The sequence below is a fragment of the Actinomadura sp. NEAU-AAG7 genome (genome assembly GCF_018603865.1).
Classification (GTDB): Bacteria; Actinomycetota; Actinomycetes; order Streptosporangiales; family Streptosporangiaceae; genus Spirillospora; species Spirillospora litoris.
On the sequence record NZ_JAHFZY010000002.1, the window covers coordinates 776,739 to 801,027 of the forward strand.

At 74.3% G+C, this 24,289-nt stretch carries 19 protein-coding genes; 6 read left to right on the plus strand and 13 right to left on the minus strand.

Annotated elements, in window-relative coordinates; translation table 11 throughout:
• Positions 1-6: 6 nt before the first annotated feature.
• Positions 7-1,464 (minus strand): sugar transferase, encoded by a 1,458-nt coding sequence (locus KLI87_RS12880; protein WP_214617108.1) that lies wholly within the window; start codon positions 1,462-1,464, stop codon positions 7-9.
• A gap of 222 nt (positions 1,465-1,686) precedes the next feature.
• On the opposite strand from KLI87_RS12880, the gene KLI87_RS12885 reads away from it, so the two are divergent.
• From KLI87_RS12885 to KLI87_RS12900, 4 genes are all read left to right on the plus strand, one after another.
• Positions 1,687-2,703, plus strand: a complete 1,017-nt coding sequence (locus KLI87_RS12885; protein ID WP_214617109.1) for a hypothetical protein — start codon at positions 1,687-1,689, stop codon at positions 2,701-2,703.
• A 347-nt stretch (positions 2,704-3,050) separates the two neighbouring features.
• Complete coding sequence (locus KLI87_RS12890) at positions 3,051-3,593, plus strand: class I SAM-dependent methyltransferase (RefSeq protein WP_214617110.1); 543 nt, start codon at positions 3,051-3,053, stop codon at positions 3,591-3,593.
• Positions 3,590-4,792, plus strand: coding sequence for a hypothetical protein (locus KLI87_RS12895; RefSeq protein ID WP_214617111.1), 1,203 nt, complete (start codon positions 3,590-3,592; stop codon positions 4,790-4,792). The genes KLI87_RS12890 and KLI87_RS12895 overlap by 4 nt, the downstream gene beginning before the upstream one ends.
• Before the next feature lie 2 nt (positions 4,793-4,794).
• Positions 4,795-5,631 (plus strand): WecB/TagA/CpsF family glycosyltransferase, encoded by an 837-nt coding sequence (locus KLI87_RS12900; protein WP_214617112.1) that lies wholly within the window; start codon positions 4,795-4,797, stop codon positions 5,629-5,631.
• On the opposite strand, the gene KLI87_RS12905 is transcribed toward KLI87_RS12900, so the two are convergent.
• Positions 5,549-6,211, minus strand: a complete 663-nt coding sequence (locus tag KLI87_RS12905; RefSeq protein WP_156216166.1) for a hypothetical protein — start codon at positions 6,209-6,211, stop codon at positions 5,549-5,551. The two genes, KLI87_RS12900 and KLI87_RS12905, sit on opposite strands and share 83 nt — an antisense overlap.
• Positions 6,212-6,380: 169 nt before the next feature.
• Here KLI87_RS12905 and KLI87_RS12910 point away from each other — a divergent pair, with 169 nt between their 5' ends.
• Positions 6,381-7,379 carry a hypothetical protein gene (locus KLI87_RS12910; RefSeq protein ID WP_214617113.1) on the plus strand — a complete coding sequence of 333 codons (999 nt, stop codon included), beginning with the start codon at positions 6,381-6,383 and terminating at the stop codon, positions 7,377-7,379.
• 7 nt (positions 7,380-7,386) lie between these two features.
• Positions 7,387-8,703: an O-antigen ligase gene (locus KLI87_RS12915; protein WP_214617114.1), complete on the plus strand. Its 1,317-nt coding sequence runs from the start codon at positions 7,387-7,389 to the stop codon at positions 8,701-8,703.
• Positions 8,704-8,744: 41 nt separating this feature from the next.
• Here the strand turns inward: KLI87_RS12915 and KLI87_RS12920 are convergent, their stop codons facing one another.
• The 11 genes from KLI87_RS12920 to KLI87_RS12970 all read right to left on the minus strand — a co-directional run bounded on the left by KLI87_RS12920 (position 8,745) and on the right by KLI87_RS12970 (position 24,276).
• The gene (locus KLI87_RS12920) at positions 8,745-9,707 is read right to left on the minus strand and encodes a right-handed parallel beta-helix repeat-containing protein (RefSeq protein WP_214617115.1); all 963 of its coding nucleotides are present in this window, start codon (positions 9,705-9,707) and stop codon (positions 8,745-8,747) included.
• Positions 9,708-9,729: 22 nt separating this feature from the next.
• Positions 9,730-10,827 carry a DegT/DnrJ/EryC1/StrS aminotransferase family protein gene (locus tag KLI87_RS12925; RefSeq protein ID WP_214617116.1) on the minus strand — a complete coding sequence of 366 codons (1,098 nt, stop codon included), beginning with the start codon at positions 10,825-10,827 and terminating at the stop codon, positions 9,730-9,732.
• A complete protein-coding gene (locus KLI87_RS12930; protein ID WP_214617117.1) occupies positions 10,824-11,501 on the minus strand; it encodes a NeuD/PglB/VioB family sugar acetyltransferase in 678 nt (225 codons plus the stop codon). The genes KLI87_RS12925 and KLI87_RS12930 overlap by 4 nt, the downstream gene beginning before the upstream one ends.
• The gene (locus KLI87_RS12935) at positions 11,494-12,951 is read right to left on the minus strand and encodes a lipopolysaccharide biosynthesis protein (RefSeq protein ID WP_214617118.1); all 1,458 of its coding nucleotides are present in this window, start codon (positions 12,949-12,951) and stop codon (positions 11,494-11,496) included. Before KLI87_RS12935 ends, KLI87_RS12930 begins: the two co-directional genes overlap by 8 nt.
• On the minus strand, positions 12,948-14,186 hold the full coding sequence (locus tag KLI87_RS12940) for a glycosyltransferase (RefSeq protein WP_214617119.1): 1,239 nt from the start codon (positions 14,184-14,186) through the stop codon (positions 12,948-12,950). The genes KLI87_RS12935 and KLI87_RS12940 overlap by 4 nt, the downstream gene beginning before the upstream one ends.
• The gene (locus tag KLI87_RS12945) at positions 14,183-15,337 is read right to left on the minus strand and encodes a DegT/DnrJ/EryC1/StrS aminotransferase family protein (RefSeq protein ID WP_214617120.1); all 1,155 of its coding nucleotides are present in this window, start codon (positions 15,335-15,337) and stop codon (positions 14,183-14,185) included. Before KLI87_RS12945 ends, KLI87_RS12940 begins: the two co-directional genes overlap by 4 nt.
• The gene (locus tag KLI87_RS41505; protein WP_156216158.1) at positions 15,334-16,533 is read right to left on the minus strand and encodes a glycosyltransferase; all 1,200 of its coding nucleotides are present in this window, start codon (positions 16,531-16,533) and stop codon (positions 15,334-15,336) included. The genes KLI87_RS12945 and KLI87_RS41505 overlap by 4 nt, the downstream gene beginning before the upstream one ends.
• Positions 16,530-17,498: an NAD-dependent epimerase/dehydratase family protein gene (locus KLI87_RS12955; protein ID WP_156216157.1), complete on the minus strand. Its 969-nt coding sequence runs from the start codon at positions 17,496-17,498 to the stop codon at positions 16,530-16,532. Before KLI87_RS12955 ends, KLI87_RS41505 begins: the two co-directional genes overlap by 4 nt.
• Positions 17,495-18,565, minus strand: a complete 1,071-nt coding sequence (locus tag KLI87_RS12960; RefSeq protein WP_214617121.1) for a Gfo/Idh/MocA family protein — start codon at positions 18,563-18,565, stop codon at positions 17,495-17,497. The genes KLI87_RS12955 and KLI87_RS12960 overlap by 4 nt, the downstream gene beginning before the upstream one ends.
• A gap of 28 nt (positions 18,566-18,593) precedes the next feature.
• On the minus strand, positions 18,594-23,489 hold the full coding sequence (locus KLI87_RS12965) for a DUF4082 domain-containing protein (RefSeq protein ID WP_214617122.1): 4,896 nt from the start codon (positions 23,487-23,489) through the stop codon (positions 18,594-18,596).
• Positions 23,490-23,664: 175 nt separating this feature from the next.
• Positions 23,665-24,276: an acyltransferase gene (locus KLI87_RS12970; RefSeq protein WP_156216154.1), complete on the minus strand. Its 612-nt coding sequence runs from the start codon at positions 24,274-24,276 to the stop codon at positions 23,665-23,667.
• Between the last annotated feature and the right edge of the window lie 13 nt (positions 24,277-24,289).

Sequence of the window (24,289 nt, forward strand, 5' to 3'; positions counted from 1 at the left end):
CGCCCGTCAGTAGGCTCCCGAGCCGCGTGTCACGGCCGCGAGCGTCTTCCAGAGGATCTGCACGTCCAGGAACAGCGACCAGTTCTCGATGTACCGGACGTCGAGCCGCACCGACTCCTCCCACGACAGGTCGGACCGGCCGCTCACCTGCCACAGCCCGGTCATGCCCGGCTTGACCGCGAGGCGCCGGAACACGTCCTCGCCGTAGCGGTCGACCTCGTCGGGCAGCGGCGGGCGCGGCCCGACCAGCGACATCTCGCCGCGCACCACGTTGACGAGCTGCGGCAGCTCGTCGATGGACCAGCGCCGCAGCCGGGACCCGAGCCGGGTGACCCGCGGGTCGTCGCGGAGCTTGAACAGCACCCCGCGCGCGGGGTCGGGGTCGGTGAGCTCGCGGCGGCGGCGCTCGGCGTCCACGACCATCGTGCGGAACTTCAGCATCCGGAACGCCCGGCCGCCGAGGCCGACGCGCACCTGCGAGAAGAACGCGGGACCCGGGTCGTCCAGCCGGATGAGCAGCGCCGTCAGCGCCCACAGCGGACTCAGCAGCACGAGCGCGACCGCCGCCGCCGCCCGGTCGAACAGCGCCTTCAGCACCCGCCGCGTCCCGGTCAGCTCCGGGTGCTCGACGTGCAGCAGCGGCAGCCCGGCGACGGGGCGGATCGACGTGCGCGGCCCCGCGATGTCCAGCAGCGCGGACGCGACGAGCAGCTCGGTGTCGGTCTTCTCCAGCCGCCAAGCGAGCCGCCGCAGCTCGACCCCGGCCAGCTCGGGGCAGGCGAGGACGGCGACCGTGTCGGCGTGGCAGCGCCGGACGACCTCGGCGACCTCGTCCATCCCTCCCTCGACCGGGACACCGCCGACCCGCGCGGGCCCGCCGTCCTCGGGCAGGCACACGGCGACGATCTGCATGCCGTGGTGGCGGGCGCGGCCGAACTCGCGGACGAGTTCGGCCACCGCCTGGCGGTGGCCGACGGCCACGGCCCGGCGCAGGCACTCGCCCTTGGCGCGGCGGCCGTGCAGGTGTTTGCGGAGCCGGTAGCGGCCGAGCAGGCTCAGTAACGTCACCACCGGCAGCGTGAACACCACGAACCCGCGTGCGACCTCGGCCTTCGTGGCGTAGGACAGGACCGCCACGGCGGCGGTCAGGCTGATCCCGGCGTCGAAGATGCGCCGGTACTCCTCGGTGCCGGCGCCGAAGAACCGGGCCTCGTAGGCGCGGGTCGCGGCGACCCAGCACACCCAGATGAACGGCAGCGTGGCGGCGAGCGCCGCGTCCGGACGCGGTGCGACGGCGTCGTCACCGAACCGGAACACGAACCCGCTGACGCCTGCCGCCAGCGCACAGCAGAAATCCAGAGTAATAGCGAGACGAACATGATCGGAAACCCAACCGCGAGCACCTCCCGATCGTCGTGCGGGCCGTAGTGTCACGGTCGTTTCAGGACGATCGACCAAACTCATGCGGGCATCCCCCGCTCCTCCCCGAGACCGCTTCCGTTCCCCCTCCAAGGAACGAATGCGGGTCTGACCCGACAGTTAAGCTGCCAGTTCTCGCGGTTAAAGGGAAGGTAATGCACGGCAGTGGCGTGTGGCCATAACAGGACGCGGTGAACCGCCCTTGTCAGGATGGCCGGATTCGGTCGGGTGAGCTAGGGGAGGGTGACCGGAACCTACCCTGACGCCGTGAGGACCCCCGGCAAGGCGATCTCCGGCACGGCGGTGGCGGCGGCGCTCGCCGCGCTCATGTCCGGCTGCGGCACCGACGAATCCGGGCACACCACCGCCCCCGCCCGCCCGGTCGGCGCGGTGGCGCCGGACCTCGGCAGGCCGGGCCAGCTCGTGTTCCGGCAGGGCGGCACCGGGCCGACGGCGGGCCGGCTCGCGGTGGTGCGGCTGGCCGGGACGCCCGGCGCGCCGGTCGTGACCAGCCCGAACAGCCGCACGATCACCGAGACGCCGTGCGTGCGCGTGCACACCGCCGGCGGCACCGGCGTGTGCCTGACGGTCGAGCGCAAGGCCGTCGCCCAGACGTACGCGATCGTCCTGGACGAGCGGGGGCGGCGCTCCCACCTGTTCCCCGTCGAGGGCACGCCGAGCCGCGCGCAGGTGTCGGCGAGCGGGCGGATGATCTCCTGGACCACGTTCGTGGAGGGGCACGACTACCAGAGCAAGAACCTCTCGACGCGGACCGGGATCTTCGACCGCAGGACCGGGCGGCTGTGGCTTGACCTGGAGAAGTTCCGGCTGCTCCAGGACGGGCGGCGGAACTGGTCGGCCGACCTGAACTACTGGGGCGTCACCTTCACCCGAGACGACGACCGCTTCTACGCGACCGCGCGGACCAAGGAGCGGACCTACCTGGTCGAGGGCCGGGTGAGCACTCGCACGATGCGGACCCTGCGGACGAACCTGGAGTGCCCCTCGCTGTCGCCGGACGGCACCCGGCTCGCGTTCAAGAAGGCGACCGGCGACCCGGCGCGGCCGTGGCGGCTGCACGTCCTGGACCTGCGCACGATGCGGGAGACGGCGCTGGCCGAGCGCGCCTCGGTGGACGACCAGGCCGTCTGGATCGACGACCGGACCGTCGGCTACGGGCTGCTGCGCGGCGGCGGCACCGACGTGTGGACGGTGCCGGCCGACGGGACCGGCGCGCCACGCCTGCTGCTCGCCGACGCCTTCTCCCCGGCCGCAACCCGCTGAATACCCGTCCGAATTTCGGGGGCGATGGCCCCGGCAGCACCCCGCCCCCTGTCCGCTGGACCGGACCAGCGCAGCGCGGGCACCGACCCACCGCGTTATCAAGACCCGCGTCTCCGTGACCCCCCGGGAAGTTTACCGGCCCCCCTTGTCCAAAGTCGGCCACCGTGAACCCTGGCTTTCCAAGCGCTACTCCGACCAATAATGAGCGCGACATTGGACGGGGTGAACTGTTGAGTCGGCTGCACGCTTTCCGCAACCAATTCGTGGACGCGCCCGGTTCTGCCGGCGCGCGGTTTCGGGCGCGCCGGTGGGACTGGCTGCGCGCGACTTTTCCCGGGCTAGAGGCGATGGCGGTCATCGACCTCGGCGGCACGGCGGAGGCGTGGCGACGCGCGCCCGTGCGGCCCGCGTCGGTGCACATCGTCAACCTGGAGAAGCCGCCGGAGGACCTGCCCTCCTGGCTGCGCTCCGACCACGCCGACGCCTGCGAGCTGCCCGCCGAGATCCTCGCGGGCGACTACGACCTGGTCATCTCGAACTCGGTGGTCGAGCACGTCGGCGGGCACGCCCGGCGCCGCATGTTCGCCGACGCGGTGCACCGGCTCGCCGACCGGCACTGGATCCAGACGCCCTACCGGTACTTCCCGGTCGAGCCGCACTGGGTGTGCCCGGGCATGCAGTTCCTGCCCGCCGCCGCGCGGGCGACCGTGGCCCGGCACTGGCCGCTGGTGCACACGCCGCCCGCCGACCGGGCGGCGGCGCTGCGCGCCGTCCTGGACGTGGAGCTGCTCAGCCGCACCGAGATGCGCGCCTACTTCCCGCACTCGGTGGTGCTGTCCGAGCGGGTCGCCGGGCTGACCAAGTCGCTCGTCGCGGTGAAGCGCTCGTGAGCGTGACCGGGGGCGGCTCCCTGGCCCGCACCGACGGGCCCCGGCTGCGGCGCCTCGCCGAGACCGATCCGGCCGCCCGCGACGTGGTCGCCGAGCTGCTGCGGCGCGCCCTCCGGGGCCTGCCGAGGATGCGCACCAGCGAGGACGGCGGGTTCGTCTTCACGATGCGCGGCGACCCGGCGCGCCCGGCGGGGACGAGCGTCCGGTACGCGGCCATCGTCGCGCTCGGCGCGGCGTTCCTGCCCGAGGACGACCAGCGCGCGGCACTCGGCGGCGACTCGGTCGCCGAGGTGGTCGGCGCGCTCGTCGCCCGGCTGGGCGACACCGGGCCCGGGGAGATCACCTCGCTCGGCGACATCGCGCTGATCTGCTGGGCGGCGGCCGAGACCGGCCATGGCGCGCTGGAGCCCGCGCTCGCCCGGCTCGCCGCCGCCGACCCGCCGGGAGAGCGGCCGGTCTTCACCGTGGACGCGGCGTGGGTCGCCTCGGCGCTGGCGGCCGCGCGCGACGCGGGCGCCGCGTCCGGCGCCGCGTCCGGTACCGAGGGCCACCTCGAACGCGCCCGCGACCGGCTGCTCGCCGGGCTGGACGGGCGCCCCCTGTTCGCGCACGAGGTGGGCGGCACGGGCCTCGTCCCCCGCTACCGCGCCCACGTCGGCTGCTTCGCCGACCAGGTCTACCCCGTCCAGGCGCTGGCCCGGATCGGCGACGACCGGTCGGTGGCCGCCGCCGACCGGGTGGCGGGCCGCATCTGCGCGGCGCAGGGCGCGGCGGGCCAGTGGTGGTGGCACTACGACGCCCGCACCGGCGGGGTCGTCGAGGGCTACCCCGTCTACAGCGTCCACCAGCACGCGATGGCGCCGATGGCGCTGCTCGACCTCGCCGACGCGGGCGGGGACGGGCGGCTCGCGGCGATCGCCAGGGGCGTGCGGTGGCTGACCGCGCCGGCCGAGACCGGCGCGTCGCTGCTGCCGGGCGGCGAGCCCGGCGAACCCGTCATGACCTGGCGCAAGGTCGCCAGGGACGACCCCCGCAAGGTCGTCCGGGGTGTGCGCGCGGCGTCCACGAGGCTGCGCCCCGGCCTGCGGTTCCGCTCCCTTGACCGAAGGTTCCCCCCGGTCGCGATCGACCGGGAGTGCCGTCCCTACGAGCTCGGGTGGCTTCTGCACACCTGGCTCTCCCCCACCGCACGGGAGTGACGATGAAGGCGCAGCGTTCCGAGCCGGACCGGCGGCGTTTCCTCGGCGTCCACCTGGACCCGCTGACCATCGACGAGACCGTCGCGCGCTGCGTCAAGGCGGTCGAGGAACGGTCGCCGATCACGATCGGCGTGCTGAACGCGGCGAAGATCGTACGGCTGCGCAAGGACCCCCGGCTGAGCCGCGCCGTGCTCGGCTGCGACCTCGTCCTCGCCGACGGGCAGTCGGTCGTGTGGGCCTCCGCGCTGCTGCGCAGGCCCCTGCCGGAGCGGGTCGCGGGCATCGACCTGATGCTGACGCTGCTGCCCGAGGCGGAGCGGCGCGGCCACCGCGTGTTCTTCCTCGGCGCCCGGCAGGAGGTCCTGGACCGGACGGTCGCCGAGGTCCGCCGCCGCTTCCCCGGCCTCGTCGTGGCCGGGACGCGGCACGGCTACTTCTCCACCGCCGAGGCCCCCGGCGTCGCCGACGAGATCCGCGCGGCGGAGGCCGACCTGCTGTTCATCGGCGTCTCCTCGCCGATGAAGGAGCTGTTCGTCCAGGACTGGTCGGCGCGGACCGGCGCGCAGGTCGTGCACGGCGTCGGCGGGACGTTCGACGTCCTCGCCGGGGAGGTGCGCCGCGCGCCGGAGTGGTGGCAGCGGCGCGGGCTGGAGTGGCTCTACCGCTGCATCCAGGAGCCGATGCGGCTCGGGCCCCGCTACTTCACCACGAACTTCGCGTTCGTCGTCCTGGTGGCGCGGGAGGTGGCCCTGGAGGTCACGCGGAAGCGGATGCCCGGGCGGGGCCGGTCGTCGCGCTCGGCGCGCTCGTCCTCCGCCTCCGGCGGCGGTCGGCCGTGACCGCGGCGCACGTCCCGCCGATCCCCCCGATCAGCGCGATCGCGAGGAACGCGCGGGAGGGCCGGCCGGTCGCGGGCACGGCCCGGTCGCTGCCCGCCGCGACCCGCCAGGTGATGAACGAGCCGGGCCGCGCGCCCTGGGACGCCTGCACCGAGCGGACCCGGTCGTTCAGCACGCCGAGCAGCTTCAGCAGCGTCCCCCGCGCGCCCTCCGCGCTGCCCGCGCTCACGGTCAGGACGAGGTAGGGCTGGTCGTGGATGGGCTGCTCCTGGTTGCCCCGGTTGGCGAGCGCGACCTCGAACCCGCCGCGGCCGCCCGCCGCGCGGACGGCGCGCCGCCCGTCCGCCGAGTCGAGCCAGCGGGACGAGACCTCCGCCATCGTGACGAGCGCGGGCGTGAAGCTCGCGTAGACGTTGCGGGGGAACGACGAGGGCGGCGTCAGGAACGTGACGACCGTGCGCGCCTCGTAGCGCGGCGCGGCCAGTTCCACGCGCACGACGGCCAGCGCCGTCAAGACCACGGCGAGGATCGTCACCAGCGGGTTGCGCCGCAGCGCGACCACGAAATCTCGTATCGCCACAAACCGCTCCAGTCCCACGATTGCGTGACATCGTGGCATGGGAGAGGCGCTGGACGGGCGTGCTCGCCGGGTGTGGCCACGAGGTACCGGCCGGATGACCATGACGGCGGCGGAGGGGCACGGCCGGGCACGGCCGTCACAGGGACGACGGGCGCGTGAGGGGAGACCGGTGGATCTGCTCGACTGGGTGGGGACCCTGCTGCGGAGATGGTGGCTGACGGTGCCGCTGCTCCTCGCGGCGCTGGCGGGCTCGGGCGCGATCGCCCTGGTCACGCCGTGGAAGTACGAGGCGAAGGCCACCGCGGTACTGCTCTCCTCGCCCGTCCAGGCCAAGCAGGCGGGCGGCAACCCGTGGCTGGTCTTCGACAGCTCGCTGACGGTCACCGCGGAGGTCGTCGGCCGGGAGATGATGGACCCGCGGACGGCCGCCGCGATCCGGGCGAAGGGCGGGACCGCCGGCTACGTGGTCGGGGTCGCGCCCGACTCGACCGGACCGGTTCTGGCCATCGAGGCGAGCGGCTCCGACGCCGCCGGCACCAAGGCGACGCTCGACGCGCTGCTCGCCGTCGTGCCCGAGCGGCTGGCCAGGCTCCAGGCGCAGGAGAGCGTGGCGCCGCACGCGCAGATCAGGATGAACGTCATCAGCGCGACCCCGCAGGCGACGCGGGTGTCCACCGACAAGATCCGCCTGGTCGTGATGACGCTGTTCCTCGGGCTGGCGGTCACCGTGGCGGTGCCGCTGTTCGCCGAGGTGCTGTCCGAGCGCCGCCGCCGGGGCCGCGAGGGCGGACGGGCCGGAGCGCCTCCCCCCGACCGCACCGAACCGCCGAACACGGCGGCCTCGGCCGGGCCGCACCGGCTGGAGACGCCCAAGCCCAGCACCCGCGAGGCCGCGCCGCCTCCGGCGCGGCGCGGCGCCCTGCCCCGGCGGATGGGGACGGTGAGCCGGGCGGACACCTCGGACGCCCCGGACACCTCGGACACGGCAGGCCCGGAGGAGCCCGCGCCGGACGCGCCGGAGGCCGTGGAGGCCAGGGGCAAGCCCAGGTCCAGGGCGTCCGACACGCCCGACACCTACGGCCTGCTCGACTCGCAGGCCCCGCGCACCAACGGGACCCGGCCGCAGTGGGGGTCCGAGCCCGCCGAGATGTCCGAGCCGGACGCCTAGCCCGCCGATGGCCCTGCTCACGGCACCCGGCGACCGGCCGGTCGCGACACGTCCCCCGCTCGGCCGGGTGGACGTCGTCACCGTGCTCAGCGTGTTCGTGTTCGTGCTCACGGTCGTGCCCGCGCGGTTCGTCGTGGGGCCGCTCGGCGCGGCGGGCACCCCCGCCGGGATCATGGCCGTGCTGTGCCTGTTCTGGTACCTCAGCTCGATGATCGCCGGGCGGACGTCGCCGGTCCAGGGCCGCCAGCCCGTCCGCACGGTCATGGTCCTGTTCGTCTGCGCGATGCTCGGCTCGTACGCGGCGGCGATGCAGCGGACGCTGCCGGGCCTGGAGGGCAACGCCGCCGACCGGGGGCTGATCCTCACCGCCGGATGGGCGGGGATCGCGCTGCTGGCCGCCGACGGCGTCGAGCGCCTGGACCGGCTGGAGGCCGTGCGGCGGCGGCTCGTGACGGGCGGCGGCGCCATCGCGGTCGTCGGCTGCCTCCAGTTCTTCACCGGCTTCGACCTCGCCGGGCACCTGGCGTTCCCGGGCCTGACGACGAGCACGAACTACACCTCGCTGCTGAGCCGCGACGAGTTCAACCGGCCGATGGCGACCGCGACCCACCCGATCGAGTTCGGCGTGGTGATGGCGATGCTGCTGCCGCTCGCGCTGCACGGCGCCGTCTACGCCGGGGAGGGGCGGCGCGGGCGGCGCTGGTTCCTGGTCGCGATCATCCTGCTGGTGCTGCCGATGACGGTGTCGCGGTCGGCCGTCCTCGGGTTGGCGGTGGTGTGCCTGGTCGTGCTGCCGATCTGGCCCGTGGTGTGGCGGGTCACGGCGGTGCTCGTGCTGGGCGTGTTCATGGTCGCGCTGCGCGCGCTGGTGCCGGGGCTGATCGGCACGCTGACCGGGCTGGTCTCCGACATCGGCTCCGACTCCAGCACGGTCACCCGCACCAACGACTACGTCGTGATCGGGGAGTCGGTCGCGCACCGGCCGTGGTTCGGGCAGGGCTTCGGCACCTACCTGCCGCAGACGTACCGGATCCTGGACAACCAGTACCTGCTGTCGCTGGTGGAGACCGGCCTGGTCGGGGTCCTGGTGCTGCTCACCGTCATCCTGTCGGGCTGGTTCCTCGCCCGGTCGGCGCGCCGCGCCCTCCTCGCGCGCGCGGACCGCGAGACCGCCCACCTGGCGCAGTGCTACGCCGCGTCGATGGCGGTGGCCCTGCTGTCGTTCGGGACGTTCGACGCGTTCAGCTTCCCGATGGTGGCGACGCTGATGTTCCTGACGCTCGGCTGCTGCGGCGCGCTGTGGCGCCTGTCCCGCGAGGACTGAACCTCACGGCGGGGACTCACGGCAGGGTTCACGGCGGGGGTTCACGGCAGGACGGCCTTGCCCGTCTCCGCCCACACGTTGCCCTTCCAGACGTTGCCGGGGCCGCGCGGCTCGAACGAGGTGACCGGGCCGAAGAAGCCGCCCTTGCGGAACATCTTCCGGCTGAACACGTTCCGGACGACCCTGATGTTGGACGTGCGGCCGAACCGCCCCTTCCCGCCGTAGAGCGCGTAGCCGCCGCCGGAGAGCAGGTTCCCGTCGATCGTGACGTCGTGCGCGCGGCCGAAGTCCTGGTAGATCGAGATCGCGGAGGTCTGCGAGACGGGGTTGAGCACCACGTTGTGCCGGACGACGAGCGACAGCCCGGGAGCCGGCCCGGAGTTGGACTGCACGCCGGTGACGTGGTCGCCGGGGAACTCCTTGAGCTTCTGGATCAGGCAGTCCTCGATGAGCCCGTGGTCGGTGTTGATGCCGTTGGCGACCGTGTGGACGTAGCTCCTGCGGACGGTCACCATCCCGCCCTGGTTGAGGATGCCGTACTGCACCTTCGTGCGGCCGTCGCCGTTGATCTCGGAGTTCTCCACCCGCAGCCCGCTCGCGCCCTTGCGCTGGATGATGCCCCACTGCCCGGCGCCGACCAGGTGGGTGTTGCGGATCGTGACGTCGCTGGCGGCGACGTTGATCTCCGTCCGGACGAGCAGCCCGTCGATGACCGCGCCGCGCTTGCGGATCGTGATGGGCCCGCTCGGTCTGAGCCGCCGCCCGCGCGGCACCCCGACCGTCTTCAGGTCGGGCCAGGTGATGCGGGAGCCCTCGCCCCCGGCGGGCGCGGGCGACTTCAACTCCAGCGGCGGCACCGACACGGTCGGGCCGGTGGGCGCGGCGGGCCGGGACACCGGCGGGGGGACGGGGGCGGTGGCGCTCGCCTTCGCGCCCTCCTCCCCGTCCGAGCAGCCGGCCAGGCACAGCGCCGCGACCGTGATCGCGGGCACGAGCTTGCGCATGCGGTTCCTCCCTAGCGAAGAACTATCCGAGGGCCTTTCGCAGGGCGTCGGCCACCCGCTGCTGCTGCTCCTCGGTGATCTGCGGGAACATCGGCAGCGACAGGATCCGCCCGGCGGCGGCCTCGGCGACCGGGAAGTCGCCGGGCCCATGGCCGAGGTAGGCGAACCCTGGCTGGAGATGGACGGGGACCGGGTAGTGGATCCCCACCCGGATCCCGAGGTCGCCCATCCGGGCGGCGACCTCGTCGCGCCGGGGGACGCGGACGACGTACAGGTGCCAGACGTGCTCCTCGCCCGCCGGGCGCGGCAGGACGACCCCGGGGATCCCGGCGAGCAGTTCGGCGTAGCGGGCGGCGGCGGCGCGGCGCTGCTCGTTCCAGCCCTCCAGGCGGCGGAGCTTGGCGCGCAGCACGACGGCCTGGAGGGTGTCCAGCCGCGAGTTGAACCCGACGATCTCGTGCTCGTACTTGCGTTCGCTGCCGTGGTCGCGCAGCAGCCGCACGGTCCGCGCCAGCTCCGCCGACCCGGTGACGACCGCGCCCGCGTCGCCGTAGGCGCCGAGGTTCTTGCCGGGGTAGAAGCTGGTCGCGGCGATCGCGCCGGTGAGGTGCCGCCCGTCCCTGGCCGCGCCCTGCGACTGCGCGGCGTCCTCCAGCACCGGCGGGCCGAGGTGCAGCAGCCGCTCCAGCGGGGCGAGCCGCCCGTACAGGTGGACGGGGACGATCGCGCCCGTCGCCGGGGTGACGGCGGCGGCGGCGAGGTCGGCGTCCATGAGCAGGTCGGCGGGCTCGGCGTCCACCAGGACGGGCCGGGCGCCCGCGCGCACGACGGCCTCGGCGGTCGCGACGAAGGTGTTGGCGGGCAGCACGACCTCCGCGCCGGGGCCGGTGCCGCGCAGGTGGAACAGCGCGCGCAGCGCCAGCTCCAGCGCGTCGGTGCCGTTGGCCAGGCCGACGGCGTGCGGGGCGCCGTTGAAGTGGGCGTACTCGCGTTCGAACGCGGCCACGTCGGGGCCCTGGACGAACGCGCACTTGGCGAGGACGCGGTCGAACCCCGCGCGGACCTGCCGGTCGACCTCGGCGTGCGCGGCGGCGAGATCGACGAAGGGGACCTCGGTCATGGGGCTTCCTTCCGGTGCGGTGCGGGACGCAGGTAGCGCGCGGGCGAGCCGACCCAGACCTCGCCGGGGGGCACGTCGCGCAGCACGACCGCGCCCATGCCGACGAGGGCCCCGGGCCCGATCTCGACGCCCTGCCGGATCAGGGCCCCGGCGCCGAGGTAGGCGCCCGCGCCCACGCGCACGCCGCCGCCGAGCCGTACGCCCGAGGCGATCGTGGCGTAATCCTCCACGACGTCGTCGTGGGTGACCGTGACGTGCGGCATGATCGCGACGTGCGCCCCGACGCGGGCGGACGCGGTCAGGACGGTCTGGGCGAGTACGACCGACCCCGGGCCGATCCGTGAGGACGGCGACACCCACGCGGACGGGTGGAGCAGCGTGGCGTACCGGGCCGGGGGCAGGCCGAGCCGCTCGACGATGCGGCGGCGGCCGTCGTAGCCGGCGGGGCTGCCGACGCAGACGACGACCTGGGCGTCCGGCGCCGCCTCGACCGCCTTGGCGCCGCCGAGGATCGCGACGCCGTCCACGAGGACGCCGGCGCGGCCCGGGTCGTCGTCGACGAAGCCGAGCAGCCGCCGGCCGGGCAGCGCGGTGACGGCCTGCGCGGTCTCGCGTCCGAAGCCGCCCGCGCCGTAGATGAGGAGCCCGCGCGGTTCGGGCGGGGAGTCAGGCATCGGCGCCTTCCAGGGTCCGCAGGCCGCTGAGGGCGCCGCGCGTGCGGTGGAACAGCAGCCCCATCGCCGCGAGCGCGACGAGCCCGGCGACGGCCAGCGCGGCGATGTCGGGGGCGAGGGTGAGGTGCGCCGCCGCGGCGGCGAGCCCGACGGTCGCGGCGACGAGGGCGGGCGGCGCGACCCGCGCGAGGACGGCGCGCGCCCCGACCCCGGCCCGCCGCAGCTCCCACAGGTAGAACGGGAGCACGACGCCCGCCGCGACCGCGACGTGCGCCGCGCCGACACCCGGGATGCCGTGCCAGTGCGCGCCCGCGACCAGCGCGGGGACCAGCACGACCAGCCACACGAGCTGGACGGTGAACACCGCGCGGGAGCGGGCGAGCACCACGAAGTAGTCGTACATCAGCTCGAACATGATCCGCAGGCCGCCGAGGATCGCGAGCCACAGCAGCGCGTCGGCCGCCGGGCCCCAGTCGGCCCCGTACACGAGCCGGATCAGCGGCTGGGCGGCGCCCGCGAGCAGCAGGCAGACGGGCAGCGTGAGCCCGGCGAGCAGCCCGGTGGTGGACAGGAACGCGCCGCGCAGCGCGGGCGGGTCGTGCTGGAGCCGCGCGAACGCGGCGGGCGCGACGCTGCGGACGGGCTGGGAGAACATCGTCACGGGCCAGTTGGACAGGTTGAAGGCGAGCACGTAGAAGCCGAGCGCGGTCGCGCCGAGCAGGTGCCCGACGACGACCTGGTCGACGGTGGCGACCGCGAACACGACGACGCTCGACCCCGCGAGCGGCAGCCCGAACCGCAGCAGCGCCCGCGCGCGGGCCCGGTCGAACCCGAACCGCAGCGGCTCGGGCGCCGCCCACACCAGCAGGGCGGCGGACGCTGCGGACCCGGCGAGCCGCCCGACGGCGAGGCTCATCGCGCCGGTGCCGGTCGCGGCGAGCGCGATCGACACGATGGCGCCGCCCCAGTTGTTGGCCTGGTCGGCGAGCATCTTGCGGTCCTGCCGGAAGCCGCGTTGCAGCAGCGCGGCGGGCACCGCGACGATGCCGCTGACGACGACGCTGAGCGTGAGCAGCCGGATCACGCCGGACGCGGCGGGCGCGCCCATCGCGGTCGCGAACGCGGGCGCCCCGGCGAAGCACACCGCGTAGATCAGGGCGCTGGACGCGACGGAGATCGTCGCGACCGTCGGGGCGATCTCGCGCGGGTCGCCAGGCCAGCGGACGATCGCGAGGCTGACCCCCAGCTCGTGGAAGCTGAGCACGGCCAGCAGCGCGACCATCGCGACCGCGAACACGCCGAACTCCGACGGGCCGAGCAGCCGGGCGAGCGCGATGCCGATCGCGAGCGTGCCGAGCCGCCCGACGGCGGTGTTGACCAGGCTCCAGCCGAGCGCGCGGGACGCCTTGCCGAACAGGGAGTCCTCGTCGCCGACGGTCAGCCTGCTCACCGCCGCCCCTCCTTCGGGACGGGCTTGCCGGCGACGGCGTTGAAGTCGTCGCGGGCGACCGGGCCGCGCAGCTTGCGGGCCTTGCGGGCGAGCTTGTAGCCGGCGACGCGGACTGCGGTGACCGCCGCGTCCCGGGCGGTGCCGGACGCGGCCGACAGCGCCTCCCGGTAGATCTCCTCCTGCACCTGCGCGGCGCGTTCGAGGCTGAACCGCTCGGTGACGAGGCTCCGGCCGTAGGCGCCCAGTTCCTCGCGGCGGGCCTCGTCGCGGGCGAGGTCGCGCAGGATCTCCTCCAGCCGCGCGGCGCCGCGTCCGCCGACGCCGTACCAGCCCTGCTCCAGGAAGGTGGGCTCGGTCTCGGGGGTGAGCGGCTCGAAGAACCCGCGCTCGCCCTGGACGACGAGGGGCCGCGCGAACGCCAGCGACCGCAGCGCCGACCCGCCCATCCCGAGCGCGATCGACGCGGCGGCGTAGGCGGGGCGCGGGTCGTCGAGCTGCCCGGTGAGCACGACCGCGCGGCGGCCCGCCCGCGCGTTGGCCTGCGCGGCGCGGGCCTCGACCTGGTCGCGGCACGCCCCGTCGCCGACCACGACGAGCCGCAGCGGCGGGTCGGTCGCGAGCCCGCCGACGACGTCGATCGCGGTGAGCAGCCCCTCCAGCTTCAGCTCGGCGGCCAGCCGGGAGACGACCACGATGTCCAGCGGCCCCTCGTGCAGGCCGAAGCGCGCGCGGAACGCGCGGGTCGGGTGGCCGGGCGAGTTGGCGCGGACGTCGACGGGCGGCTCGATCAGGTGCACGGCGCCCGGCCGTCGGCCCCGCCGCTCCAGCACGTCCCGCCGGATCTGGTGCGTCCCGACGACGAGCGGCAGCGAGGCGGGCAGGAACGGCGCGACCGCCATCGACATCACCGTGCACACCGCCGCGACGCCCGGCCGGCGGCGCGCGGTGTAGAACGCCTCCAGGCCCGGCGGCCACTCGTAGCCGTGCACGACGTCGATCCCGCGCTCCTCCACGAGCCGTCCGAGCATCCGGACGGTCGACGGCCACGGGCGGCGGCGCCCCGGGTCCAGCGGCACGTGCTCGATCCCGGCGGCCAGCACCCGCTCGACCAGCGGGCCGGGGTCGCTCACGACCATGACCCGGTGGCCGAGGTCGCGCACGGCCCCGGCCAGCTCGATCGCGTTGATCTGGCTGCCGCCGATCGCCATGTCGTGCGGGTAGACCAGGATCCTCATGCGCGCGCCGCCACCGCCTCGACCACCCGGTCCTGCTGGGCCTCGGTCATGTCGTGGAACAGCGGCAGGATCAGCGAGCGGGTCGTGAACCGGTCGGTGGCGGGCAGGTCCGCCGGGACGTCGGCGTAGGCGGGCTCGCGGTGCGCCGCCATGATCCCGCGCCGGGCGGAGATCCCCTCGTCCAGCAGGTGCTGGAGCAGCGCGTCGCGGCCGGTGCCGTAGCCGTCGGGCAGCAGGATCCAGAACGACTGGAAGTTGGTCGTGCCGTGCCCGGGGTCGCCCGCGCAGGCCAGGCCGGGGATCTCGGCGAGCAGCCGCCGGTACCGCGCGGCCAGCTCCCGGCGCCGCTCGATGATCGCGTCGAGCCGGCCGAGCTGGACCAGGCCCATCGCGGCCTGCATGTCGGTCATGCGGTAGTTGAAGCCGGTCTCGTCGTACTCCTCGACGACCGCCTTCGCGCTGCCGTGCCGGTCGGCGGCGCTGACGCTCATCCCGTGCTCGCGGAGCCGCCGCCCGCGCCGGGCGAGGCCCTCGGCGTCGGTGGTGGGGCCTGTGGTGGGGCCGGTGGTGGGACCCGTCGTGAGCATGCCGCCCTCGCCGGTCGTCATCAGCTTGCGCGGGTGGAACGACCAGGCCGCGAGGTCGGCGCCCGCCGCGACGGGGCGGTCCTTGTAGGTCGAGCCGACCGCGCACGCCGCGTCCTCGATGACGGCGATGCCGAGCGGGTCGCACAGCCCCCGCACCGCGTCGAGGTCGGCGGGGATCCCGGCCTGGTCGACCAGGATCACCGCGCGGGTCCGGGGCGTGCGGACGGCCTCGACGTGCTTGGCGTCCATGTTCCCGGTCGCGGGGTCGACGTCGGCGAACACGACGCGGGCGCCCGCGTGCCGGACGACGTTGGCGGTCGCGATGAACGACAGCGACGGGACCACGACGTCGTCCCCGGGGCCGACGCCCGCGAGCAGCAGCGCCAGGTGCAGCGCGGTCGTGCAGGAGGAGACGGCGACGCCGTGCGCGGCGCCGACCCGCCGCGCGAACGCGGTCTCGAACTCGGCGACGCGCGGCCCCTGGGCCACCCATCCGGAGCGGACGACCGCGGCGACGGCCGCGGCCTCCTCCTCGCCCAGCACGGGCCTGATGACGGGGATCACGGTGCGGGTTCCTCCAGTGCGGGTGAGACGGGATCACAGTGGACGAGCCGGGCGAGCTGCCGCGCGCGGCAGCCCCAGTCGTGCCCGGCGGCGTAGGCGCGGCGCCGCGCGACCAGCTCCGGCGTCGGCTCGGCGGCCAGCTCCTCCTCGACCGCGCGCAGGAACCCGCGCGGCGTCGACTCGGACCTGATCAGCTCGCGGCCGTCGGGGAAGTCGCGCAGCCAGCGCGTCGCGGGCAGGTCGGTGGACACGACCGCGCGGCCGGCGGCGAGGTAGTCCAGCGTCTTGATGGGGAAGCTCGCCCGGTTGAAGTCGTCCAGCAGGTAGGGCGTCAGCCCGACCCGGATCGTGCGCAGGTAGGCGGGCAGCTCGGCGAAGCTCCTGCGGCCCGCCCAGTACACGTTCGGGCGCCCGATGAGCGCCCGGAACCGGACCGGGTGGTGGCCGGGGTCGTGCGGCCCGATCAGGACCAGCGGGTGCCCGGCGTCGGCGATCGCCTCCAGCAGCCCGAGGTCGATGCGCGCGTTGATGTGCCCGGCGAACCCCACCGCCGGGCGGTCGAACCTCGGGACGTCGCGCGGCCACGGCTCGTCCTCGATCGCCGCGTACGCCTCGGGCGCGCAGCCGTTCGGGACGAGCGTCGTCGCGAACCCCCGCTCCCGGAACTGGTCGCGCAGCAGCGGCGAGCAGACGGCGATGGCGCCCGCGCGCGCGGCCATCGAGTCCCGCGCGGCGGCGACCCGCTGCCGGGGCAGCCCGATCAGCTCCGAGCCCGCGACCAGGTCGTCGGTGACGTACAGCACCGTGCGGGTGTCCTTCACCGCGTCCAGCAGGTCGCTGTGGGTCGCGACCACGACCCCCGCGACCCCGCCGCCGGCCGCGCCGCCGACCCGGCGCGCGAGGCGCCGCGCCGTCCTGCGGGCGGCGCGGCGCACGAGCATGGCCGTCACGTGGTGCATGCCCGGCCGGTACATCGCGGGGAGCACGCGCGGCCGGATCCGCCACACCCCGTCCGCCTCCCGGCGCAGCGACGACCCGCGGAACGCGCTCGCGAGGTGCGGGCGCAGCAGCGGCGTCAGCAGCGACACGGGCGGGTCGACGTACAGGACGGGGTGCATGTCGCCCAGCCGTTCCGCGAGCTGCCGGTCGGTCCCGGCCACGCCGTCGTACGGCGTCCCCGCGAAATAGATGATCACATGGGCTCCCGGCGGGCGTCCCGCCACCAGGCGACCAGCCGGCCGAGCCCCTCCTCCAGCCCGACCTGCGCCTTCCAGCCGAGGTCGCGCTGGGCGGCCGAGACGTCCGCGAGGCGGCGCGCCACCCCGTTGACGGCGCGGGCGGGCCCGAACTCCAGGCCGAGGTGCTCGGCGTCCATGATCCGCAGCAGCGCCTCGGCCAGCTCGCGCAGGCTCGTCTCGACACCGCAGCCGATGTTGTAGGCCGCGTCGCTCACCGGCGCCTCGGCGGCCAGCAGGTTCGCGCGGGCGATGTCCTCGGTGAACACGAAGTCCATCGTCTGCTCGCCGTCGCCGAGGATCAGCGGCGGCCGCCCGTCGGTGATCCGCTCCATCCACCGGATCAGCACCTCGGTGTACAGGCCGTGGACGTCCATCCTCGGCCCGTACACGTTGAAGTACCGCAGCGCGACGTAGTCGAGCCCGCGCATCGCGCGGAAGCTGCGCAGCATGCCCTCGTTGAACGTCTTCGCGGCGCCGTAGAAGGTGTCGTTGTCGTAGGGGTGGTGGTCCTCGGCCGTCGGGAAGACCTGCGCCATCCCGTACACCGACGCCGACGAGGACGCGACGACCTTGCGGACCCCCGCGTCGGCCGCCGCCTCGACCACCTCGTAGGTTCCGTCGACCAGCACCTCCAGCGCGAGCCTCGGCTCCTCGGCGCACTGGGTGATGCGGATGGCGGCGAGGTGGAACAGCAGGTCGGTGCCCTCCATCAGCGTCCGGACGAGGTCGCGGTCGCGGATGTCGCCGTCCACGACCTGGACCACGCCGCCGTCCAGGCACCCCGCGAGGTTGGCGCGGCGGCCCCGGACGAAGTTGTCCAGCACCACCACCTCGGCGGCGCCCGCCGCGACGAGCTGGTCGACGACGGTGGACCCGATCGTCCCCGCGCCGCCGGTGACCAGGCAGCGGGATCCTTCGATCATGCGTGCTCCTTCATGACGTCGCTCTCTGCCACGTGCCGGACGGGGACCAGCGCGCCGCCCTCGGCGACACTGCGGTCGGCGGCCTCCAGCAGCGCGACGACCCGCAGCCCCGCGTCCCCGCCGGTCAGCGCGGGCCGCTCCTGTGTGATCGCGTCCGCCAGCTCGGCCATGACCTCGCGCAACGCCTCCCGCTCGGGCAGCGCCGGGACGAGGACGTCGCCGACCCGGTAGGAGACCAGCGCCTCGTGCCGCTCGTCCTGGCCGAGCGTGCCCGCCGGGGCGCGGTCCACGCCCCGGTCGTACACCGCGAGCCGCTGGACGGGGTTCAGGTCGTCCCACACGATCGTGCGCCGCGACCCGCCGATCACCGTCGTGCGGATCTTGGTGGGGCTGAGCCAGTTGACGTGGACGTGCGCCATGACCCCCGTGGACAGCAGCACCGACAGGTGCGCCACGCACAGCCGACCGGCGTTGATCGGGTCGCTGCCGCGCGCGGCGACGGCCTCGACGGTCACGTCGGCGGGCAGCACGTGGTCGAGGATCGACAGGTCGTGCGGGGCGAGGTCCCACAGCACGTCCACGTCGGGCTGGACGAGCCCCAGGTTGATGCGCACCGAGTCCACGAACTGGACGTCGCCGATCTCGCCGCCGTGGATCAGCTCCCGGATCTTCCGGACGGCCGGGGTGTAGCAGTAGGTGTGGTCGCACATCAGCACCAGCCCGTACCGGGCGGCGAGGTCGACCAGCTCGGCGCTCTGCGCGGCGCTCGGCGTCAGCGGCTTCTCGACGAGGACGTGCTTGCCCGCCTCCAGCGCCGCCCGGACGAGCTCGAAGTGCGTCGCGGCGGGCGTGGCGATCGCGACCGCCGCGACGTCGGGATCGTCCAGCACCTGCCGGTAGGACGGCGTCGCCCGGACGGTCGTGTACGGCCCGAGCACCGTCCGGGCGCGTTCCTCGTCCAGGTCGCACAGCCACCTGAGCCGCAGCGCCGGGGTCGCCTGCGCCGTCCGGACCAGGTTCGGGCCCCAGTATCCGGCGCCGACCACCGCGAGGCCGATGGGTTCCATCAGGGCGTACTCCTCAGGTCGTGGTTCCTCAGGGGTGGGTGCTTGTGAAGACGACGTCGACCCAGTAGTTCGAGCTGGACCCGCTGCCGGGGAACCCCCCGGGCCCGTAGGCGTACACGCCGTTGGGCCCGTCGTCGCCGTCGCGGAGCGCGTGCAGGGGCGGCGCGTCCACGCCCGCGTTCTCGAACCCGCCGACGTTCGCCGAGTAGTGGCCGTTCGGCGCGAGGTAGGACACGACGTAGGTCGTCCCGGCCGTGACCTGCACGGGGGTGGAGAACGCGACCTCCTGCCAGCCCGCCGCCGACTCGCCGCCGAACGTGGCGGTGGCCAGGCGCGTGCCGTCGGGCTTCCACAGCGAGCCGGTGTGCGTCCCGGTGTTGTTCGCGCCCTTGTAGAACCGGACGCCGGTCACCCAGCCGTCGGAGTCGGCGCGGAACTTCATGCCGAGCTCCACCGACGCCGGGTCGTCGTCGTCGACGAGCTGCGGTGCCGCCTCGTCCGTCCAGACCGAGCAGGGGCAGGTGCCGGGCGTGGTCTGCTTCGCCGTCGTGAACGACCAGGTCTTCGCGGTGGTCTGCGTGTTGCCCGCGAGGTCCTTGGCGTCCTGCACCCGCGCGGTGTACCTGGTCCGCCAGTCCAGCGGCGCGGCGGGGGTGAAGACCGAGGTGCGGGTCGCCGGGTCGTAGCCCACCGAGCCGGGCACCGCGACGCCGCCGGGGCCGGTGAGCGTGAACCGCACCGTCGCGCCCTGCACCGCCTCGTCGAAGGTGGCCGAGGGGTGCGCCGCGCGCGGGACGCTGGTCGCGCCGTCCACCGGGTCGACCGCCTCGGCCGTCGGCGGCGCGGTGTCGCCGGGCGCGACCGTCGAGAACATCGGGTCGACCCAGTAGTTCGCGGCGCCGTAGGTCTGGTTCGGGAAGCGCGAGGTCGCGCTGTAGGCGTAGACGCCGTTCCCGCTCGCGGTGTCGTCGGACGGCGCGCGCAGCGGCACGTTCTCGTAGGCGGCCCCGAAGTAGCCGCCGTCCGCCGAGTAGTTGCCCTTGGGCGCGAAGTAGGACGCGATGTAGGTGACCCCGGCGGTGACCGGGACCGGCGCGGAGAACGTCATCGTCTGCCAGCCGGACGTGGTCTCGTTCGCGAACGTCCCGGTGGCGAGGCGCGTGCCGTCGGTCTTCCACAGGCTGCCGGTGTGCGTCCCGGTGTTCCCGGCGCCCTTGTAGAACCGGACGCCGGAGATCCAGCCGTTCTGGTCGGGCGCGAACTTCACGCCCGCCTCCAGCGCGTTCCCGTCGCCCGACGACGGCGTCGCCGGGGCCGCGTCGCTGGCGAACAGCGTGCACGGGCACGCGCCCGACGTGGTGAACGACCACTGCGTCGTGCCGGACATCGTGTTGCCCGCGATGTCCTTCGCGCCGCCGACGGTCGCGGTGTAGGTGGTGGCCGCCGCGAGTCCGGCGGACGGCGTGAACGTCAGCACCCGTCCCGAGGCGTCGAGCGCGGCGCCGCCCGCGACCGGCTGGCCGCCCGGACCCGCGACCGTGAACGTCGCCGTCCCGGGCCTGACCGCCTCGTTGAACGTCGCGCTGACCTTCGCGCTGGACGGGACGCTCGTCGCCCCGCCCCCCGGCGACCTGGACGCGACGGTCGGCGGCGTCGTGTCGGGCGGCGGCGAGAACACCACGTCCACCCAGTAGTTCGTGGAGCCCGACGACAGGTTCGGGAAGCCGCGCGCGCCGTACTTGTACACGCCGTCCCCGCCCCCGCCGCCGTCGGCGAGCGCCGTGAGCGGCGGGTTCGCGACCGCGCGGCTCAGCCCGCCGTAGTCGGCCGAGTACCAGCCCTTGGTCGTGTGGTAGGACGCGACGTAGGTGATCCCGGCGGTCACGCGCACGGGCGTGGAGAACGTCACCTCCTGCCAGCCCAGCGTGGACTCGCCGCTGAAGGTGGCGTTCGCGAGCTGCTGCCCGGTCCCCGTCCACAGCGTGCCGATGTGGGTGCCGTCGTTGTTGCGCCCCTTGTAGAACCGGACGCCCTTGACGAAGCCGTCGGTGTCGGCGGTGAAGCGCACGCCGACCTCCAGCTCGTTCGGGTCGTTGACGCCCTCGATCGCCGGGGCCGTCTCGTCGGCCCAGATGCTGCACGGGCACACGCCGGGCTGCGGCGTCGGTCTCGCCGTCGTGAACGAGTAGCCGTAGGTCTGCATCGCGTTGCCCGCGTCGTCCCTGCCGCCGCCGGCCGTCACGGTCAGCTTCGTGCCGGCGGGCAGCGCCGCGGACGGCGTGAACGTCAGCACCGTCCGGGACGCGTCCAGGCTCGTCGTGCCCGCGATCGACGCGGTGCCGTTCTTCACCGTGAGCGTCGGGCTGCCCGCCTGGATCGGCTCGCTGAACGTCACCGACGGCTTGACCGACGTCTTCACGCTGGACGAGCCCGCGTAGGGGGTGTTGTCCACGACGGTCGGCGGCATCGTGTCCGGCGGCTTGACCGTGACGAACACCGGGTCGACGTAGTAGTTGCCGCCCTTGTAGGTCGAGTTCGGGAAGCCGCTCGCGCCGGACCGGTAGACGCCGTTCCCGTCGTCCGGCTGGGCCTTCGGCGCGGTCAGCGGCGGGCGCACATACGGGTTGAGCGAGAAGAACTCGGGGTCGGCCGAGTAGTGGCCGTTGGGCGCGAAGTAGGACACCACGTACGTCGCGCCCGCGTCGACCTGCACCGGCGTCGGGAACTCGGCGGTCTGCCAGCCCGAGGCGGTCTCGTTGGTGAACGTCGTGGCCGCCAGCCGGGTGCCGTCGCTCTTCCACAGGCTGCCGGTGTGCGTCCCGGTGTTCCCGGTGCCCTTGTAGAAGCGGACGCCCGTCACCCAGCCCGACACCGCCGACTTGAACTTCACGCCCGCCTCCAGCGACGCCGTGTCGCTGTCGGACGGGACGGCGGGCACGGCCGAGTCGCCGAACAGGCGGCACGGGCACGCCACCGCCACCGACGTCCCCGCGCCCGGGACCTCCAGGTTGCCGCTGTCGTCCACCGCGCGCGTCCGGATCGCCACCGGCCCGTTGCCGGTCGCGTCCCACTTGTAGGTCCAGGTGCCGCGCCCGGTCGCCGGATGCCAGGTCGCGCCGCCGTCGGTGGACACCTCCACGCCGCCGACCTGGCCGCCGCCCGCGTCCGAGGCCGTGCCGGTCACGGTGACCGTCCGGCCGTTGACGATCTGCGTGCCCGGCGCCGGGGACGTCACGGTCGAGACGGGCGCGGAGTGGTCGGCCGACGCCGTCGCGCGGGTCAGCCCGGCCTGGAGCTGGTAGGGCTGCGCGCCCATGTCGGCGAACAGGTTGACGGTCGCCTGCCGCATGTTCGGGTCGGGCGAGGACGGCGCCTCCGACGGGCCGTCGTGGACGGCGTCCAGCCCCCACGACCACTGCACGGTCCCCGCGCCGAACACCAGCGCGCCGCTCGGCGCCCGGTACAGCGTCAGGCTGTGCGTCGCCCGGCCCGGCGCGACGTTCGTGCCGTAGTCGATGAGCTTCTCCGGCACGTCCGCCGTGGTCGTGGACATGCGGACCACCCCGGCCGGGCGGGCGCCGTTGTCGAGGTCCTCGTCCCACTCGTAGCCGACGGTCTGGTCGGCGAGCGTCATCGTCGCCCCGGCCGCCTGCCCCGCCACGGCCGTGCCGCGCCACAGCCGCATCTTCCCGTCGGCGGCGGGCACCTTCAGCGCGACGCCGCAGCAGTTCACCGTCCAGATCGTGCCGGTCAGCCCGTTCTCGGGGCGGCCGCCGTCGGCGGGCGGGCTGAACCGGGGATCGCGCCAGCTGCCCGTCCACGTCGGGGTCGGGTCGGTCTTGGCGTTCGCGCGGGTCTCCTTGTAGGTGACGAGCGTCCGGAACGCGGAGCCGGCCCTGTCGTTCTCCCAGCGCGTCTTCCAGAACACCTCGTTGCCGCTGAGGAACGCCAGGTGGACGCCCGCGTCCCGCGCGGCCTCCACGTTCGCCCGCTCGGCGCCCGACCAGTACTCGTCGTGCCCGACCGACATGAACGCCTTGTGGTTGCGCAGCAGCGACCCGCGCTGGTCGACGTCGGCGCCGGCCATGTAGCTGACGTCGTACCCGTTCGCCTCCAGGAAGCGGATCATCGGGTACTCGTTGGCGAACACGAAGTCGCGCCCCCACGGCGTGCTCTCGCGGGTGTCGAACGGGCGGTTGTAGCTGACCTTCACCGCGCGCCCCGGGGCGGCGGTGCTGTCGCCGAAGTACAGGCTGTTGCCGCCCCACCGGTTGTAGGCCTGCCAGGTGGTGTCGGACGTCTTGAACAGCAGCTCGGAGTGGCTCGCGTCGTCGCGGACGACGAACACGATGTGGTTGTCGTCGTCGGTGCCGTCGGTGCGGACGATGTGCGCGAAGTACACGCCCGACACCGCGTCCGCCGGGACCTGCCAGCTCGCCGACACGCCCCAGCCACCGCAGTCGATCAACCCGGTCGCGTCGTCGGTGAGGCAGCCGGGCTGGCGCTGCGGCAGCGCCGCCGACGGGTTCACGGTCGCGACCTTGCGGGCCCCCGCTCCGCCGTAATAGCCCATCCGATAAATGCCGATCGAGTACGACCGCGCGGGCGTGTTCACTTTGAACTGGACCTGCTGCCCGACATTGACGCTGAAGTTCGCCGAGAAACCCTCGATCGTCTGCCCGCCGCCGGAGATCTTCTCCCACTCCGAAGAGGGCGAGCCGGGCTTGCTATTCTCGCACGCGACCGGATTTCCGCCGGTCTCGCAGGGCCCCGCCGCGGCCCGCACCGGGGGCTGCGCCAGCGCGGCCAGACCCGTCGCGACCAGTGCCGCCACCAGCGCGAACAGGACCATCGACCTGCGCGTGCGCCGCTTGGCGCGTGGTTTGTCCGAGCGCCGTTTCCAAGACACCTTCGACCAGGCCATCAGTCCCCCTCGGGGCCAACCCCGCCAGCAGAACCGTGGACGTCTGAACGAGACCCCCGGCCCACCCCGATTAACGGGCACGAATTGGCCCGCGCTCGAAAGCACTCCGACTATAAGGTCGGAATGCGCGGCCGATGCCCGGATTGGCCGGTGGTGGCCTCGGCCGCCGGTGGCGTCACCTGTTCGGCAAGATCAGGCGTCGCTCGCCCTCGGCTCCGGCCTCCCGGTACTCCTCGCCCGTGCGCGGGCAGCGCCACCGGCCGCCGCCCGCCTCCTCCAGCGGCTCGCCCGCGCGCCCGACCCAGCCGATCCGCCGCGCGGGGCTGCCGACGACGAGCGCGAAGTCCGGCACGTCCCGGGTCACCACCGCGCCCGCGCCGACGAGCGCGTACCGGCCGACCGTCCGTCCGGCGACGACGACGGCGCGCGCGCCGATCGAGGCGCCCTCCCGCACCGTCACGCCGAGCGCGGCCCAGTCCCCCGGGCGCTTGAGGACACCCGCGACGTCCGCCGAGCGCGGGTAGGGGTCGTTGGTGAGGACGGCGGCGGGGCCGACGAACACCCCGTCCTCCAGCACCGCGGGCTCGTAGACGAGCGCGTGGTTCTGGAGCTTGACGCGGTCGCCGATGCGGACGCCAGGCCCGACGTAGGCGCCGCGCCCGACGACGCAGTCCTCGCCGAGGATGGCGTCCTCGCGCACCTGCGCCAGGTGCCAGACCGTCGTCCCGGCGCCGATCTTCGCGCGCTCGTCGACGTCCGCGCTCGCGAGGATGCGCGCTTCGTCCATTGGGCTGCCTCCG